Source organism: Streptomyces sp. NBC_00190 (assembly GCF_036203305.1).
In the GTDB taxonomy this organism is placed as follows: Bacteria; Actinomycetota; Actinomycetes; order Streptomycetales; family Streptomycetaceae; genus Streptomyces.
This window is the reverse complement of the sequence record NZ_CP108131.1, coordinates 2,577,404-2,592,954: the sequence shown is the minus strand read 5'-3', so window position 1 is coordinate 2,592,954 and position 15,551 is coordinate 2,577,404. Positions and strand designations below refer to the sequence as shown.

Below are 15,551 nucleotides of genomic sequence, written 5' to 3'. Positions count from 1 at the left end.
GGCCGGGCACGGATCCGGGGACAATGGGCCGGTGCGTTACGCGATTCTCGGCACTACCCAGGCCATACGTGACGACGGGACCCCCGTCGCCGTCGGCGGAGCGCGCCTGCGGGCGCTGCTGACCGGGCTCGCGCTGCGCCCCGGGCGGGCGGTCCCGGCGCACCTGCTGGTCGACGAGGTGTGGGACGGCGATCCGCCGGCCGACGCGGTGGCCGCCCTGCAGGCGCTGGTCGGGCGGTTGCGGCGGGCGCTGGGGCGCGAGGCCGTGCGTTCCGCGGAGGGCGGCTACCTGCTGGCCGCCGACCGCGAGGACATCGACCTGTACCGCTTCGAGCGGCTGGCCCGCGCCGGGGGCGAGGCCCTGGAGGCGGGCGAGGCGGCCAAGGCCGCGGCCCTGTACGACGAGGCCCTCGCCCTGTGGCGCGGGCCGGCCCTGGCGGACCTCCCCGACCCGGCCGCGGAGTCCGCGCGCTGGGACGCCGTACGGGGCGACGCGCGCCGGGGCCGGCTCGCCGCGGCCCTGGCCCTGGGCGGGGCGGAGCAGGCGCTGCCCGAGCTGACCGCGCTGTGCGCCCGACAGCCGCTGGACGAGCCCCTGCAGGCCCTGCGCATCCGGGCCCTGCGCGACGCGGGCCGCCCGGCGGAGGCCCTGGCCGCGTACGACACCGTCCGCCTGGACCTCGCCGCCCGCCTGGGCACGGACCCGGGCCCGGCCCTGCGCGCCCTGCACGCCGAGCTCCTGAACCCCGCACCCGACGCCGAATCCGTACCCGCGGCCGCGCCCGAAACCGCCGTCTCCCGGCCGGGAGTCCAGCCCCGGTCGCCGGCTCCGGCCCAGCCCGGGCAGGGCAACCTGCGGGCCCGGCTCACCACCTTCGTCGGGCGCGAGGACGACATCCGCGCCATCGGCGCCGACCTCGCCCGGGCCCGGCTCGTCACGCTGCTCGGACCCGGCGGAGCCGGCAAGACCCGGCTGTCCCAGGAGGCCGCCGAGGCACAGGACGCGGACGGCTGGCCCGACGGGGTGTGGCTCGTCGAGCTCGCCCCCGTCGACGACCCCGAGGACGTGGCCGAGGCCGCGCTCGCCGCGCTCGGCGCGCGCGAGACCAAGCTGCGCGGCGCCGCCGCCGAGGAGATGCGGGTACTCACCGACCGCGCCGGGGACGACCCCCTCGACCGCCTGGCCGAACACTGCGCCCGCCGAAGGCTCCTGCTGCTGCTCGACAACTGCGAGCACGTCATCGGCGCCGCCGCCGAGCTCGCCGAACGGCTCCTCACCCACTGCCCCGGCGTCCGGATCATGGCCACCAGCCGCGAGCCCCTCGGCGTACCGGGGGAGATGCTGCGCCCGGTGGAGCCGCTGCCCGACGCGGTCGCGCTGCGGCTCCTCGACGACCGCGGCGCCGCGGCCCGCGCCGGTTTCACCGTGACCGAAGACCCGGCCGCGGCCGCCGAGATCTGCCGCCGGCTGGACGGAATGCCGCTGGCCATCGAGCTGGCCGCCGCCCGGCTGCGGCTGCTCACCCCGCGTCAGATCGCCGACCGGCTCGACGACCGCTTCCGGCTCCTGACCGGCGGCAGCCGCACCCTGCTGCCCCGGCAGCAGACCCTGCGGGCCGTCGTCGACTGGTCCTGGGACCTGCTCGACGAGCCCGAGCGCGTCGTCCTGCGCCGGCTGTCCGTCTTCGCGGGCGGCTGCGACCTGGCCGCCGCCGAGACGGTGTGCGCCGAAGGCGGCCTCGACGTCGCCGACACGCTCGGCTCCCTCGTCGACAAGTCCCTCGTCGTGGCCGCCCCCGGCCCCGACGGCTCCGGCATGCGCTACCGCCTGCTGGAGACGGTCGGCGAGTACGCCGCCGAGCGCCTCGCCGAGGCCGACGGCGACCGGGAGGCCACCGAACGCCGCCACCTCGTCCACTACCGCGAACTCGCCCGCACCACCGAGCCGCTGCTCCGCGGCCACGGCCAGCGCGCGGCCGCCGACCGGCTCGCCACCGAGTACGAGAACCTCCGTACGGCCCTGCGCCATGCCGTCACCGCCCGCGACGTCGGCGAAGTGCTGTGCCTCACCCACTCCCTGGGCTGGTACTGGCACATGCACGACCTGCGCTCCGAGGCCCGGCACTGGTGCGACGCGGCCATCACGCTCGGCCCCGACCCCTTCGCGCCGCCCGTCGTCCCCGCGGAGCCGGTGTACGAGCGGCTCGTCGACACGCCCCCGCCCTACAGCGGCGAACTGCTCACCGAGGCCTGGCGCGCCCTCCACCTGCTCCAGCTGGCCGCCCGGGACCAGAACAGCGAAACCTGGAACAGCCCGGAGGCCCGCGCCCGGGTCGACGCCGTGCTCGCGACCTACCGGCCCGGCCTTCCGCAGACCTGCCGGACACCGGGCGCGCTGTGGATCTACGCCGTCATGATCGCGGGCGACCCCGGCCTGCTCCAGCGGGCCGTCGACGAGACCGTCGTCGCGGCCCGCGACCTCGGCTACCGCTGGGAGCTCGCCTCGGCCCTCCAGCTCCGCGCCAACATCCTCGCCAACAGGGCCGACTGGGCGGGCGACGCCACCCGCGACGCCGACGAGAGCTTCGCCCTCTTCCGGGAACTCGGCGACGCCTGGGGCTGCGCCGAGGCGCTGTCCGCCCGCGCCGAGGCCCGGGAGAAACGCGGTGAGTACGCCCTGTCCGCCCGCGACTACCGCGAGGCGATCGCCTACGCCGAACGCCTCGGCGCCATGGCCCAGGTGACGGTGCTGCGCGTACGGATGGCCGGGACACTGACCGAGGACGGCCGGATCGAGGACGCCGAGCAGATCCTCACCGAGATCACCGCCGAGGCGCAGCGGTACGGCAACGAGGCCATGCCCGCCGCCCGGATGTTCCTCGCGGGCATCCTCGGCCGCACGGGACGGATCCCCGAGGCCCGCGCCCAGCTCCAGGCCCTGCGCGACGAGTTCGCCTTCGGAGCGTTCGCCATCTTCGACAGCTTCCTGCTCGGCACGATGGCCTGGCTGGACAACCGGCAGGGGCTGTACGAGGAGGCCCTGGGCAGGCTGCGCCATGCCATGGAGACGGCCACCGACCCGATGGCGCGCATGGTGGCCCCGCAGATGCCGGCGGTCTACCTGCTGACCGCGGCCTTCTCACTGGTCTCGCTCGGCGGCCCGCGCCGGGAGTGCGACGCGGCCCGGCTGCTGGGCGCCTACGCCGCGCTGCTGCCGCCCGCGCACTTCCCGGTGACGACGGAACGTGAGGACTTCGCCCGCGGGCAGGAGCTGGCACGGGCGGCGCTGGGTGACGCCGCCTACGAGAGCGCGTACGCCGAAGGCGGTGGCCTCACCCTGGAGGAGGCCACCGCCCTCATCTGACCCGGCCCCCGGCCGGTGTCCGTCCGGGACGCGATCCGGAACGGATCGGTCCGCGGGTCAGGTCTTCTGGCGGAACTTGCGCACCGCGAGCGGCATGGTGACCGCCGTGATGGCGAGGGACCAGCCCAGGGTCATCCACACGGAGTTGCCGATGGGCGTCCCGTTGATCAGGGCGCGCGCCGCGTCGGCGAGGTTGGACAGCGGGTTGTAGTCCGTGAAGGACTGCAGCCAGTCCGGCATGGTGGTCGGCGGGGCGAAGATCGAGCTGCCGAACTGCAGCGGCATCAGGACCAGCATCGCCATGCCCTGGACGGCCTGCGCGGTCTTCATGGTGAGACCGAGCAGGATGAAGATCCACATCAGCGAGGCGCCGAAGACGGCCGACAGGCCGATGGCGTAGAACAGGTCCAGCACGGAGGTCTTGATCGACAGGCCCAGGATGAAGCCCACGGTGAGCAGGATCGCGATGGCGACCAGCATCCGGCCGACCTCGACGACGATCTTCGCGAGGAGCACGGAGGACCGGGCGATCGGCATGGACCGGAAGCGGTCCATGATCCCCTTCTTGAAGTCGTCGTTGACGCCGGTGCCGACCGCCATGGAGATGTTCATGCCCATCATGGCCATCAGACCCGGGATGACGTAGTTGACGTACGCCTCCTGGTTGCCCTTGCCGGAGATCGCACCGCCGAAGACGAACACGAAGAGCAGGGTGAAGATGATCGGCATGAGCACGGCGTCGAACATCGACTCCGGGTCCGCCTTGATCTGCAGGGCGTTGCGGCGCACCAGCGCGCCGATGTGCCGCAGGTTGCCCCGCAGGCCGATCCGGCCCTCGCCGTGGTGCGCCGCCGCCGAGGCCGTGGCGGAGGTGGCGGGAGTGGGCTTCGTCGTGGTAACGGTGCTCATGCCGCGACCTCCTCGGTCTTCTCGGTGGGGACGGAGTCCTCGGCGACGGTCGGCTTCTGGCCGGTGATGGCCAGGAACACCTCGTCGAGGCTGGGCAGGTAGGTGCCGAGATCGGCGATGGCGTACCCGCGGGCGGCCAGCAGGCCGACCACGGCGGTCAGCTGTTCGTCGGTCAGGATCGGGACCAGCAGCACACCCTCGTCGGGCACGGCCTGGGAGCCGGCCACGCCGTCCAGCCCGGCCTCCGACAGCGCACGGGCCATGCCCGGCAGGTCCGAGGGGTCCATGGGGCGGATCTTCAGGGTGCGGCCGCCCACGCGGGCCTTCAGCTCGTCGACCTTGCCGTTGGCGATGACCTTGCCGCGGTCGATGACCGTCAGCTCGTTGGCGAGCTGCTCGGCCTCCTCCATGTACTGGGTGGTGAGCAGGACGGTGGCTCCCTCGGCGACCAGCCGCTGGACCTCGTCCCACACCTCGTTGCGGGTACGGGGGTCCAGGCCGGTCGTCGGCTCGTCCAGGTAGAGCACGGCCGGGTTGCCGATCAGCGAGGCGGCGAGGTCGAGCCGGCGCCGCATGCCGCCGGAGTAGTTCATGGCGGCTTTCTTGGCCGCCTCGGTCAGGGAGAACCGCTCAAGCATCTCGTCGGCGCGGCGACGGGCGTCCTTGCGGGACAGGTCGAGCAGCCGCCCGATCATGTAGAGGTTCTCCCAGCCGGAGAGCTTCTCGTCGACCGAGGCGTACTGGCCGGTCAGTCCTATGGTCCGGCGCAGCTGCCGCGGCTGGCGGACCACGTCGTAGCCCGCGACGACCGCGGTTCCGGAGTCCGGGACGATCAGGGTGGAAAGGCAGCGCACCAGGGTGGTCTTGCCGGCGCCGTTGGGCCCGAGGACCCCGAGGACGGTGCCCTCGCGGACGTCCAGGTCGACACCGTCGAGGGCCTTGGTCTCGCCGTAGTGCTTGACCAGCCCCCGTACTTCCACGGCGTGGGGGTTCTTGTCGTTTCGCGTCATGTCCACCATGGGACCAGCCGCCACTGACAAACCACCGACAGCCGACCGACAGGCAGCCGACAGCCCGCCGACATCGTGTCGGCGGGCTGTCGGAACTAGCTGCAGGAACTACTGGTCAGCTACGTGCCGGTGGCCTCAGTGGAACGCGTGCTCCGGCTGCGGGAAGGTTCCGCCGACCACGTCCTCGGCGAAGGCCTTCGCCGCGTCGTTCATGGTCTGGCGCAGGTTCGCGTACTGCTTCACGAACTTCGGCATCTTGCCGCCGGTCAGTCCCATCATGTCGGTCCACACCAGCACCTGCGCGTCGCACTCCGCGCCCGCGCCGATGCCGACCGTCGGGATGTGCAGGGACCGGGTGACCTCGGCGGCCAGCTCGGCCGGGACCAGCTCCAGGACCACCGCGAAGGCGCCGGCGTCCTGCGCGGCCTTGGCATCGCGGAGCAGCTGGTGCGCGGCCTCGTCGCCGCGGCCCTGCACCCGGTAGCCCATGGCGTTGACGGACTGCGGGGTCAGGCCCAGGTGGGACATGACCGGGATGCCGGACTGGACGATCAGCTCGGTCTGGTGCAGCGAGCGCTCGCCGCCTTCCAGCTTCACCGCTCCCACGCCGGCTTCCTTGACGAGGCGGGTGGCGCTGCGCAGGGCCTGCACGGCGCCTTCCTGGTACGACCCGAACGGCATGTCGCCGATGACGAGCGCGCGGCTGGTGCCGCGTACGACGGCCGCCGACAGCATGGTCATCTGGTCCATCGTCACGGGGACGGTGCTGTCGTAGCCGAGGTGACAGTTGCCCATCGAGTCGCCGACGAGGATGACCGGGATGCCGGCCTCGTCGAAGACGGACGCGGTCATCGCGTCGTAGGCGGTGAGCATGGGCCACTTCTCGCCGCGTTCCTTGGCGAGGGTCAGGTCGCGGACGGTGATGCGCCGGGTGCCCGTGCCTCCGTACAGGGCGGGGGAGGTCGTCGAAGCGGGTTCGCGGGCAGGCGAAACGGCATGCGTCATTGCAACTGCTCCTTGTGTCATCTCGAGGCGCCCTCACGGCGTCCCCGGACTCACTCACCATGGTGGCATCCACGTGGCCCGCGACGGAAGTGGCGGGGGCAGCACGCCCGACGCGTGCGGCCGAATGTGCGCGTTTCGTGACAAGCGGAACCCGTGGCGTACGGTCGTTCGTCCTCCCGGACGTACGACCGTGACAGGAGACGGTCGGTGACGCAGGACACGTAAGGCTTCGGACATCGCCTAGGGTCAAGGGGCGGCGACGGAGCGCGAGCACGGCAGTGAGGGCAGGGGCATGGCACAGGCGTACATGACGGAAAAGGGGAACGGCGGCTCGGAGCCCGAGCCCTCCGGATCCCGCTTCCGGCGCCGGCTGGCCGAACTGCGAGGAGACCGGGGCATCTGGCGGCGCGGGCTGGTACTGACCGGGATCGCCGTGCTCATCTCGCTCGTCATGATCTTCCACGCGGAGCTGCCCAACGACGTGGGCAACCTCGGCAGCCTCACAGAGACCTTCCTGCCCTGGCTGGGGGTGGCCGTCCCGGTCCTGCTGGGCGCCGCCGTGTACCGCCGCTCCGCGACCGCGCTCATCGCGGTACTGCTGACGGCCGGGGTCTGGGTGAACCTGTTCGGCGGCCTGGTCACCGACAAATCCGGCTCCGGCGGCAACCTCGTGGTCGCCACCCACAACGTGGACGCCGACAACCCCGACCCGCGCCTGACCGCCGAGTCCGTGGCGAAGTCCGGGGCCGACGTGCTGGCCCTGACCGAACTCAAGGGGGACGCCGTCCCCGTCTACGAGAAGGCCCTGGCGGGCACGTACAAGTACCACTCGGTCGAGGGCACGGTCGGCGTGTGGAGCAAGTTCCCGCTGAGCGCGAGCCGGCCGGTCGACATCAGGCTGGGCTGGACCCGGGCCATGCGCGCCACGGTGGACACCCCGTACGGGCAGGTCGCCGCGTACGTCGCCCACCTTCCCTCGGTCCGGGTCAAGCTGAACGCCGGTTTCACCGCCAACCAGCGCGACAACAGCGCCGACGCGCTGGGCGCCGCCCTCGCCGGCGAACCGCTGAAGAAGGTCATCCTGCTCGGTGACCTCAACGGCACCATGAACGACCGCGCCCTGTCCGAGGTGACCTCGCAGATGCGCTCCACGCAGGGCGCGGCGGGCGACGGGTTCGGCTTCAGCTGGCCGGCCCAGTTCCCGATGGCCCGGATCGACCAGATCATGGTCCGCGGGATCAGCCCGGAGGCCTCCTGGACCCTCCCGCGCACGAGCAGCGACCACCTCCCGATCGCGGCCCGGGTCACGGTCAAGCCGTAGCTCACGCAGGTCTCGTACGAGGTCGGGCCAGGGCCCCGGCTCAGGCCCCGGCCCGACCTCCGCACCGACGCGTTACGCCTGCTCGCGCCAGCCGTTCGTGATGGGCAGCCGGCGGTCCTTGCCGAAGCCCTTCGCGGAGATCTTCGTGCCCGGCGGGTACTGGCGGCGCTTGTACTCCGCCGTGTCCACCATCCGCAGGGTCCTGGCCACCAGCTCGCGGTCGAAGCCGGCCAGGACGATCTCCTCCATGCCCTGGTCGCGGTCCACGTACAGCGCGAGGATCGCGTCGAGCACCGGGTAGTCCGGCAGCGAGTCCGTGTCCACCTGGCCGGGGCGCAGCTCGGCGCTCGGCGGCTTCACGATCGAGTTCTCCGGGATCGGCGGGATCTCGCCGCGCTCGGCCGCGGACCGGTTGCGGTACTGGGCGAGGCGGAAGACGTCCGTCTTGTAGACGTCCTTGATCGGGCCGTAGGCGCCCACCGAGTCGCCGTACAGCGTGGAGTAGCCGACGGCCAGCTCCGACTTGTTCCCCGGGGCCAGCACGATGTGGCCCTCCTGGTTGGAGACCGCCATCAGCATGGTGCCGCGCAGCCGGGACTGGAGGTTCTCCTCGGCGAGGCCGGTGAGGCCCAGCGATCCCATGTACGCGTCGAACATCGGCTCGATCGGCACGGTCCGGAAGTTCAGGCCGGTCCGCTCGGCGAGTTCGGCCGCGTCGCCCTTGGAGTGGTCCGAGGAGTACTTCGAGGGCATCGAGATGCCGTACACGTTCTGCGCGCCGATCGCGTCGCAGGCGATCGCGGCGACCAGCGCGGAGTCGATGCCGCCGGAGAGCCCGATCAGGACGGAGCGGAATCCGTTCTTCTTGACGTACGCACGCAGGCCCACGACCAGCGCGTCGTAGATCTCCTCGTCGTCGTCGAGGCGGTCGGCGTAGCCGCCCGTGACGACCGCGTCGTACGGCTCCACGGGATCCTCGGAGAGGATCACGCGGTCGATGCGCAGCCCGTCGTCCACCACGCCCTCGGGGGCGTCGGCCCGCGCGGCCGGCAGGTCGAGGTCCACGAGCACGCAGCCCTCGGAGAACTGCGGGGCGCGGGCGATGACCTCGCCGTCGGCGTCGACGACGATCGAGTCGCCGTCGAAGACCAGCTCGTCCTGGCCCCCGATCATGGCCAGGTAGGCGAGGGTGCAGCCGGCCTCCTGGGCCCGCTTCCGGACGAGTTCCAGGCGCAGGTCGTCCTTGTTGCGCTCGTACGGGGAGGCGTTGATCGAGATCAGCAGCCCGGCCCCGGCGGAGCGGGTGGCCGGGACCCGGCCGCCCTCCTGCCAGAGGTCCTCGCAGATGGCCAGGGCCACGTCGACGCCGCGCACCCGGATCACCGGCTGGGTGCCGCCCGGCACGAAGTACCGGAACTCGTCGAACACGCCGTAGTTGGGGAGGTGGTGCTTGGCGAAGCGCAGCACGACCTCGCCGCGGTGCAGCACGGCGGCCGCGTTCTCCGGGGAGCCGGCCGGACGGCCGAGCCGGGGCGCCGCCTTCTCGGTGCGGTCGAGGTAGCCGACGACGACCGGCAGCTCGCCGAAGCCCTCGGCCGCCAGCCGCTCCGCGAGCTCGCGCAGCGCGGTGCGGGAGGCCTCGACGAAGGAACCGCGCAGGGCGAGGTCCTCGACGGGGTACCCGGTCAGCACCATCTCCGGGAACGCCACCAGGTGGGCGCCCTGCTCGGCGGAGTGCCGGGTCCAGTGGACGACCGAGTCGGCGTTGGCGGCGATGTTGCCGACGTGCGAGTCGATCTGATTCAGAGCGAGACGAAGTTGAGGCACGGGCCCAGTCTAATCGTCTTTCTGACGCGATGTCCTGGCTCCGGCCTGTTTCCGGGCCTGTCCGGGCCTCTCCGGGCCTAGAGCTGGTAGCCGAGCACCGTCATCATCCCGGATTCCGAGTGGTAGACGTTGTGGCAGTGCGTCATCCACAGGCCGGGATTGTCCGCGTCGAAATCGGCCGTCAGCGTCCCGCCGGGCAGCAGGATCGAGGTGTCCTTGCGGGCCCCGCCGGCCCCGCCGCCGAGGGCGAAGGTGTGCCCGTGCAGGTGCAGCGGGTGCCACATCGGCGTCGCGTTCCTGAACTCCAGCCGGACCCGCTCGCCCGCCTTCACCGGGTGCCGCTGGTCGGGTGTGTAGGGAGCGCCGTCGAAGGCCCAGTTGTACCGGCTCATGGAGCCGGTCAGTCTGAGCTGGACCGTGCGGTCCGGCTCGCGCGGTGCCAGTGCGGCCGATTCGGCGGGCTTGAGCGCGTCCGCCATCAGCGGGGGCCCGTCCAGCTCGGTCGGCCGGGTCCCGGCGGTGGGCGCCGTACCGCTGCCGGTGCGCAGTACCGCGAGCGCCGACTTCCCCTTTCCCTCGGCCAGCGCGGTGAGCGGGAACACCCCGTCCCCGGCGGTGACCAGGACGTCGTACCGCTCGCCCATGGCCAGCAGCAGCGAGCCCGTCGTCGCGTGTTCGACCGGGAAGCCGTCCGTGTGGGTGACCGTCAGTTCGTGGCCGCCGAGGGCCAGGCGGAAGGCGGTGTCCCCGCCGGCGTTGATGATGCGCAGCCGGATCCGGTCGCCGGGGCGGGCGGTGAAGACCGACGGGTCGTCCGCGACCCTGCCGTTGACCAGGTAGTACGGGTAGGCGACGTCGCCCGCTTCCTCGCCGAGGATGTCGCTGTCGGCGCCCACCAGCAGGTGCGAGGGCACGCCGGTGGCACCCGGTTTGGCCGCCGGGGTGGCGGGGGCGGAGGGACCGGCGGAGGCGGAGGGACCGGCGGGCGTGCCCGGGGTGCGGGCCTTGCCGTGGGCATGGCCTCCGGGCCGGCGCTTGCGGAGCTCGGCGAGGACGGCGTCCGGGGTGGCGCCGCCCACCCCGTCGATCCAGTCGTCCAGCACCACCACCCACTCCTTGTCGTACGAGAGGGGCTCCTTCGGGTCCTCGACGATGAGCGGGGCGTACAGCCCGCGGTCCTGCTGCACACCGGTGTGCGGATGGAACCAGTACGTCCCCGGGTGCGTGACCGCGAACCGGTACGCGAACGAGCCGCCCGCGGCGATGTCCCGCTGGGTCAGCCCGGGGACGCCGTCCATGTCGTTGCGCAGCGAGAGGCCGTGCCAGTGCATGGAGGTGGCCTCGGGGAGGTTGTTGGCCAGGGTGAGGGCGAGGGTGCCGCCGGCGGTGACCCGCACCTCCTTGCCCGGGAGCCGGTCCCCGTACGCCCAGGAGCGGACGGTGCGGCCGCCGCCGAGGTCGAGCGTGGTGGCGGCGGCCGTGAGCTTGACCTCGGTGACCGGCCCAGCGGCCTTGCGGGCGGCCTCGGCGGCCTTGACCTCGGGCCCGGCCGGATCCACGTACCCCGTCGGCCCGTCGGCGGCGGAGCCGCCGTGGTGCGCGGCCGCATGGCCGGTGCCGACACCGGTGCCGGGGCGCGGGCCCCGTCCGGAGGAGCCCGCACAGCCGGCGAGCAGCCCCGAACCGGCGGCGGCGACAGCGGCGGCGGACGCGCCGAGCACGGCTCGACGGGTGGGATGAGGACACATGGGAGCACCTAACGAGTGGGGGAGGACACGCGAAGGTCAGGGCCGGGGCCGGGCTCGGGGCTCGGCGAGGGCGAGGCCGGTCCGCCGCCCGCGCCGATCCCGGCCGGAACACGGGCCGCGCCCCCGAGCGGCGCGGCTCAACGGTCACTGCCCGTCATGGCCCGGACGCTACCCGGGGCGGGTATCCGATCGAAGGAACGACTCCGGGTCTGTCTAGGATTAGTCACACCATGTCCACCAATGGCCTCTCTCTGCGTTCTCCGCGGACCGCCTGGCCGGTCGCCGTGCTCATCGGCCTGGGCGCCGCCGCCTACACCGCGTGGGTGCTCGAAGTCGTCCTCTCCACCGGCCTCAACCCCATCGAGACGTACGTCAGCGAGCTCGCCGCCCAGAACCAGCCGCTCGGCGGCCTGTTCCGGGCCACCGACTTCACCGCCGGGCTGCTCGCCTTCACCGGCGGCCTGCTCGCACTGCTCCGGCTGGTGCGGCACGCGGAGTCCCGCCGCCCCTGGGCGGTCACCGGCTGGGCCGGGGTCACCCTGTTCGGCGCGGCCACCGCCGCCGACGCCTGGCTGCCGCTGAGCTGCGCGCCCACCGTGGACCCCGTCTGCGCCGCCCGGGAGACCGCCGGGCTGGTTCCCGCCACCCATCAGGCCCATGCCGTCAGCAGCAGCCTCGCCATGACGGGCGCCCTCGTCGGTCTGGTGGCCCTCACCGTCGCCGCCCGCCGCTACGGCTGGTTCGCCCCGCTCGCCCGCTACGGCCCCGCGCTCGTCGTCCTCGAACTGCTCGCCACGGCCTGGACCCTGTCGGCCATCGCGCTGTTCACCGCCGGCCACGGGACCTGGGCCCTGGGCGCCGGGCAGCGGCTGCAGGTCCTCCTCGTCGCGCTGTGGCTGGGCCTGCTCGCGTACTCCGTCCACAAGGAGGGCCGTACGTGAGCGCGCGCCGCACGAAGGACACCGCCTCGTTCGTCCGGGTGGACGGGGTCCCGCTGCACGTGGTCGTCGAGGGCCGCGGCCCCGTGGCCGTGCTCGACGCCGGACTCGCCATGGCCTGGTTCGACTGGGATGCGGTCGCCGCCCTGCTGGTGGCACAGGGCCGTACCGTCGTCCGCTTCGACCGGCCCGGACACGGCCTCAGCGGCCCGGCCGCCGCGCCGCCGACCACCGTCGGGGAGGCCCACCGGCTCGCCGCGCTGCTGGACGCCCTCGGCCTCACCGGCCCGGTCGCCGGCCCCGTCACCGTCGTCGGGCACTCGATCGCCGGGTTCTACGCCGAGGCCTTCGCCCGGCTCCACCCTGGGCGCACCGCAGCCCTGGTCCTCCTCGACTCCAGCGTGGAGGAGGCACCCCGTACGGTGCTGCCGGCCGCGCTGCGCACCGGCGCCGCCCGCGCGCTGGGCGGGGCGCTGACCGCCGCCGGACTGCCCGCCGCGCTGGGGCCGCTCGCCCGGCGGGCGACCGTACGGGCCTCACGCACCGGCGGCGGCGACCCGGCCGCGCGGGACCTCGTACGGCGCTGCTACCGCACCGGCCGCGTCTGGTGCGGCGTCCTGCTGGAGAACTCCCGCTATCCGGACATGGCCGCCGAGCTCGTGGCCCTGCGCCGGACGCACCCGCTGACCGCGCCCGCCGTCGTCCTCGCGGGCCACGACGGCTCGTCCGGCCGTGGCGCCCTGCGCTGGCTCGCCCGCCAGGCGGACCTCGCGGACCGGATCGGCGCCCGCTTCGAGGTCGCCGAGCCCGCCGGGCACCTGGTCATGCTGGACCGCCCGGACCAGGTGGCCCGGGCGGTCCGCACGGCGGCCGGTCAGCTGCGTGCGTAGACCATCTCCGCCCAGCCGGCGATCTGCTCCTCCGAGAGGTGCTTCGCGAGGTCGGCCTCGCTGATCATGCCGACGAGCCTCTTGTTCCTGATCACCGGAAGCCGGCGGATCTGGTGGCTCTGCATCTCCTCCAGCACCTCGGAGACGTCCGCGCTCGCCTCGATCCAGCGCGGCGTGCCCTTGGCCATGTCGCCGGCCGTCACCTTCGACGGGTTGTGCCCCTTGGCCACACAGCCCACCACGATGTCGCGGTCGGTGAGGATGCCGCAGAGGCGTTCCGTCTTGTCGCTGATGGGGAGCGCGCCCACATTGAGCCGGGCCATCAGCTGGGCCGCCCGGTCGAGGGTCTCGGTGGCGGGGATCCACTGGGCCCCGGCGTGCATGATCTCTCCGGCGGTGGTCATCGCGTAAACCTCCTGAGTGCCGTCCTCGGCGGGAGCGGATGCGCCCGTCTCGGCGTCCTCGCCCTCATTCGGCCGTTCGGCCCGGCGCGACTGCACGCGGGGCGTACACGCCCGTACGGGTGAGAGGGCGTCCTCCCACCACCGTACGAGCGTGTCGCGTCACCCGCGCGGTGCGGCTCCGCGCTTGCCCAGCATGTCCGCCATCAGGGTGAGCTCGGAGCGCTGCGCGTCGACCATGCCCTGCGCCAGATCCCGCTCGACCGGGGTCCGGCACTGGCGCGCGCAGGCCTCGGCCATCTCCACGCCGCCCTTGTGGTGGTCGGTCATCAGCTGGAGGTAGAGCACCTCCGCGTCCCGGCCGCTCGCGGCGGCAAGCTGCGCGAGCTCCTCCTTGGTGGCCATGCCGGGCATCAGCGCGCCCGGCTTGGCCGCCGTGCCGTGGCCGGAGTGACCGGAGGGGCTGCTGTTCTCGCTGTGGCCGCCGTCGGTGCCGTGCGTGCCGTGCGTGCCGTCCGTGCCGTGCTCGCCGTCCGTGCCGTGGCCGCCGTGCCCGCCGTGGCCACTGTGCTCGCCTTGCTTGCCGTCCTCCTCGGAGGTGCCCATCCAGGACATGGGCGGCTCGCCGGCCACCACCTTCGGCAGCCCCCACAGGTCCAGCCAGCCGAGCATCATGCCCCGCTGGTTGGCCTGGGTGTTGGCGATGTCGTAGGCGAGGCTGCGTACCGCCTCGTCCTGGGTGCGGTCCCGCACGATGAACGACATCTCCACCGCCTGCTGGTGGTGCACCGCCATGTCGCGCGCGAAGCCCGCGTCCGGCGAGTGCAGGCCCGGAGGCCCGGCCGACGTGCCGGCCTGCGTACCGGAGTCGCCGGTCGCTGCGACCGTGGCGGCCGCCGCGAACAGCAGCGCCAGCAGCACGGCCGAGCCCGCGGCCCAGTACGTACGAGGGGTGCGGCTCACTTGCCGGTCACCCCGTTCGTGCAGGCCGCGCCCGGCTCGGGGGTCTGCGGGCCCTGCACGTACTTGGTGAAGAACTGCGTCACGCGCGGGTCGTCCGCCTTCTCCACCGTCACCTGCTTGCCCCACGCGCTGAGCATGATCGAGCCGGCCTGCTCCTTGACCGGGCTCATCAGCGTGTACGGGGTCTTGCCGACCGTCTCGGCGAGCTTGTCCAGGTCGGCCTGGCCGGCCTTCTCGTTGTACGTCACCCAGACCGCGCCGTGCTCCAGCGAGTGCACGGCGTTCACCTCGGGCACCGGGCTCTTGTAGACGTCGCCGTTGCAGTTCATCCAGCGGGGGTGGTGGTCACCGCCGACGGGCGGGTTCATCTCGTACTTCACCGGGGTCTCGACGTGGTTGCGGCCGAACTTCGCCGCGTCCCAGGTCTGCTCGCCTTCGACCGGCGTCTTGCGCGCCAGTTCCACGGCGTCCTTCTTGCGCTGCTCGGTCTGCTTCTGGTCGATCATCACCCACGCGCCGAAACCGACCAGGCCGACGACGACGACCGCCGAGGTCGTGATCGCGATGGCCTTGTTGCGCCGCTCGCGGGCCTTGTCGGCCCGGCGCATCTGGGCTATGCGCGCCTGGCGGGAGTGCTGGTCTGTGGTGTTTCCGGACTTGCTGGCCATGGTGCCCTGGTTCCTTCTGCTGAGGGGGGTGGATGGACGCGGAAGCCGGACCCGTCAGGTCCGCAGCACCTGGAGGGCATGCAGGTCGGGGGCGCGCGAGAGTGGCGCGGGAGGCCGGATCCGCGCCGCCCCGCCGGTCGCGACGGCCGGCGGCGGATCCCCGCCGGCCACGGTCACGGCGGGCGGCGGGACGGGCAGCACACCCGGGATCACGTGCTCGAGCGGAGAACAGCCGGGCAGATCGTCCGGGGACACGCAGACGGCGTGCGCCGCGCCGCGAGCCGCCGTGTACTCCGTCGGGGCATGGTGTTCACCGGGCCGGGCGCACAGGAGGAGTACTCCGGTCAGCACCCCGAAGGCCGTCAGGAGGACGGCGCGCAGCAGCGCGGGACGTGTGTGACGCCCCCGTCGCGTGTACTGCCGGCCCCCCATGGGCGCAGATGGTAATGCTCATGACCGGTCCAAGGTCAGTGCGGGGGTGCCGCGAGCTTTGCGGGGTGCGTAATC

At 73.0% G+C, this 15,551-nt stretch carries 13 protein-coding genes; 4 read left to right on the top strand and 9 right to left on the bottom strand.

Annotation, left to right across the window (positions count from 1 at the left end; all coding sequences use genetic code 11):
• Window positions 1-31 precede the first annotated feature (31 nt).
• Window positions 32-3,364, top strand: a complete 3,333-nt coding sequence (locus OG429_RS12560) for an AfsR/SARP family transcriptional regulator (RefSeq protein WP_328925400.1) — start codon at window positions 32-34, stop codon at window positions 3,362-3,364.
• A 57-nt stretch (window positions 3,365-3,421) separates the two neighbouring features.
• Here the strand turns inward: OG429_RS12560 and OG429_RS12555 are convergent, their stop codons facing one another.
• The 3 genes from OG429_RS12555 to panB form a co-directional block, all read right to left on the bottom strand.
• Window positions 3,422-4,273 (bottom strand): ABC transporter permease, encoded by an 852-nt coding sequence (locus OG429_RS12555; RefSeq protein ID WP_328925399.1) that lies wholly within the window; start codon window positions 4,271-4,273, stop codon window positions 3,422-3,424.
• Complete coding sequence (locus OG429_RS12550) at window positions 4,270-5,292, bottom strand: ATP-binding cassette domain-containing protein (RefSeq protein ID WP_328925398.1); 1,023 nt, start codon at window positions 5,290-5,292, stop codon at window positions 4,270-4,272. The genes OG429_RS12555 and OG429_RS12550 overlap by 4 nt, the downstream gene beginning before the upstream one ends.
• 126 nt (window positions 5,293-5,418) lie before the next feature.
• Window positions 5,419-6,288 carry a 3-methyl-2-oxobutanoate hydroxymethyltransferase gene (gene panB, locus OG429_RS12545; RefSeq protein WP_328925397.1) on the bottom strand — a complete coding sequence of 290 codons (870 nt, stop codon included), beginning with the start codon at window positions 6,286-6,288 and terminating at the stop codon, window positions 5,419-5,421.
• Between the two features lie 292 nt (window positions 6,289-6,580).
• Here panB and OG429_RS12540 point away from each other — a divergent pair, with 292 nt between their 5' ends.
• Window positions 6,581-7,609, top strand: coding sequence for an endonuclease/exonuclease/phosphatase family protein (locus tag OG429_RS12540; protein WP_328925396.1), 1,029 nt, complete (start codon window positions 6,581-6,583; stop codon window positions 7,607-7,609).
• A gap of 72 nt (window positions 7,610-7,681) precedes the next feature.
• Here OG429_RS12540 and OG429_RS12535 read toward each other — a convergent pair whose 3' ends face one another.
• On the bottom strand, window positions 7,682-9,436 hold the full coding sequence (locus tag OG429_RS12535; protein ID WP_328925395.1) for an NAD+ synthase: 1,755 nt from the start codon (window positions 9,434-9,436) through the stop codon (window positions 7,682-7,684).
• A gap of 77 nt (window positions 9,437-9,513) precedes the next feature.
• Window positions 9,514-11,184, bottom strand: a complete 1,671-nt coding sequence (locus tag OG429_RS12530; RefSeq protein WP_328925394.1) for a multicopper oxidase family protein — start codon at window positions 11,182-11,184, stop codon at window positions 9,514-9,516.
• 230 nt (window positions 11,185-11,414) lie between these two features.
• Between OG429_RS12530 and OG429_RS12525 the strand changes: the two genes are divergently transcribed.
• On the top strand, window positions 11,415-12,125 hold the full coding sequence (locus OG429_RS12525; RefSeq protein ID WP_328925393.1) for a DUF998 domain-containing protein: 711 nt from the start codon (window positions 11,415-11,417) through the stop codon (window positions 12,123-12,125).
• Window positions 12,122-13,012, top strand: coding sequence for an alpha/beta fold hydrolase (locus OG429_RS12520; RefSeq protein ID WP_328925392.1), 891 nt, complete (start codon window positions 12,122-12,124; stop codon window positions 13,010-13,012). The genes OG429_RS12525 and OG429_RS12520 overlap by 4 nt, the downstream gene beginning before the upstream one ends.
• Here the strand turns inward: OG429_RS12520 and OG429_RS12515 are convergent.
• The 4 genes from OG429_RS12515 to OG429_RS12500 all read right to left on the bottom strand — a co-directional run bounded on the left by OG429_RS12515 (window position 12,997) and on the right by OG429_RS12500 (window position 15,476).
• Window positions 12,997-13,416 (bottom strand): CBS domain-containing protein, encoded by a 420-nt coding sequence (locus OG429_RS12515; protein WP_328925391.1) that lies wholly within the window; start codon window positions 13,414-13,416, stop codon window positions 12,997-12,999. The two genes, OG429_RS12520 and OG429_RS12515, sit on opposite strands and share 16 nt — an antisense overlap.
• Window positions 13,417-13,575: 159 nt before the next feature.
• Complete coding sequence (locus tag OG429_RS12510) at window positions 13,576-14,376, bottom strand: DUF305 domain-containing protein (protein WP_328925390.1); 801 nt, start codon at window positions 14,374-14,376, stop codon at window positions 13,576-13,578.
• A complete protein-coding gene (locus tag OG429_RS12505; protein ID WP_328925389.1) occupies window positions 14,373-15,044 on the bottom strand; it encodes a DUF3105 domain-containing protein in 672 nt (223 codons plus the stop codon). The genes OG429_RS12510 and OG429_RS12505 overlap by 4 nt, the downstream gene beginning before the upstream one ends.
• A gap of 54 nt (window positions 15,045-15,098) precedes the next feature.
• Entirely contained in the window at window positions 15,099-15,476 is a 378-nt protein-coding gene (locus tag OG429_RS12500) for a hypothetical protein (RefSeq protein ID WP_328925388.1), read from the bottom strand.
• Window positions 15,477-15,551 lie beyond the last annotated feature (75 nt).

What these genes read in the sequence shown, in the direction of transcription:
- OG429_RS12555 (WP_328925399.1), bottom strand. Translation starts at nt 4,273, where the DNA reads ATGAGCACCGTTACCACGACGAAGCCCACTCCCGCCACCTCCGCCACG.
- OG429_RS12550 (WP_328925398.1), bottom strand. Translation starts at nt 5,292, where the DNA reads ATGGTGGACATGACGCGAAACGACAAGAACCCCCACGCCGTGGAAGTA.
- panB (WP_328925397.1), bottom strand. Translation starts at nt 6,288, where the DNA reads ATGACGCATGCCGTTTCGCCTGCCCGCGAACCCGCTTCGACGACCTCC.
- OG429_RS12540 (WP_328925396.1), top strand. Translation starts at nt 6,581, where the DNA reads ATGGCACAGGCGTACATGACGGAAAAGGGGAACGGCGGCTCGGAGCCC.
- OG429_RS12530 (WP_328925394.1), bottom strand. Translation starts at nt 11,184, where the DNA reads ATGTGTCCTCATCCCACCCGTCGAGCCGTGCTCGGCGCGTCCGCCGCC.
- OG429_RS12525 (WP_328925393.1), top strand. Translation starts at nt 11,415, where the DNA reads ATGTCCACCAATGGCCTCTCTCTGCGTTCTCCGCGGACCGCCTGGCCG.
- OG429_RS12515 (WP_328925391.1), bottom strand. Translation starts at nt 13,416, where the DNA reads ATGACCACCGCCGGAGAGATCATGCACGCCGGGGCCCAGTGGATCCCC.
- OG429_RS12505 (WP_328925389.1), bottom strand. Translation starts at nt 15,044, where the DNA reads ATGGCCAGCAAGTCCGGAAACACCACAGACCAGCACTCCCGCCAGGCG.
- OG429_RS12500 (WP_328925388.1), bottom strand. Translation starts at nt 15,476, where the DNA reads ATGGGGGGCCGGCAGTACACGCGACGGGGGCGTCACACACGTCCCGCG.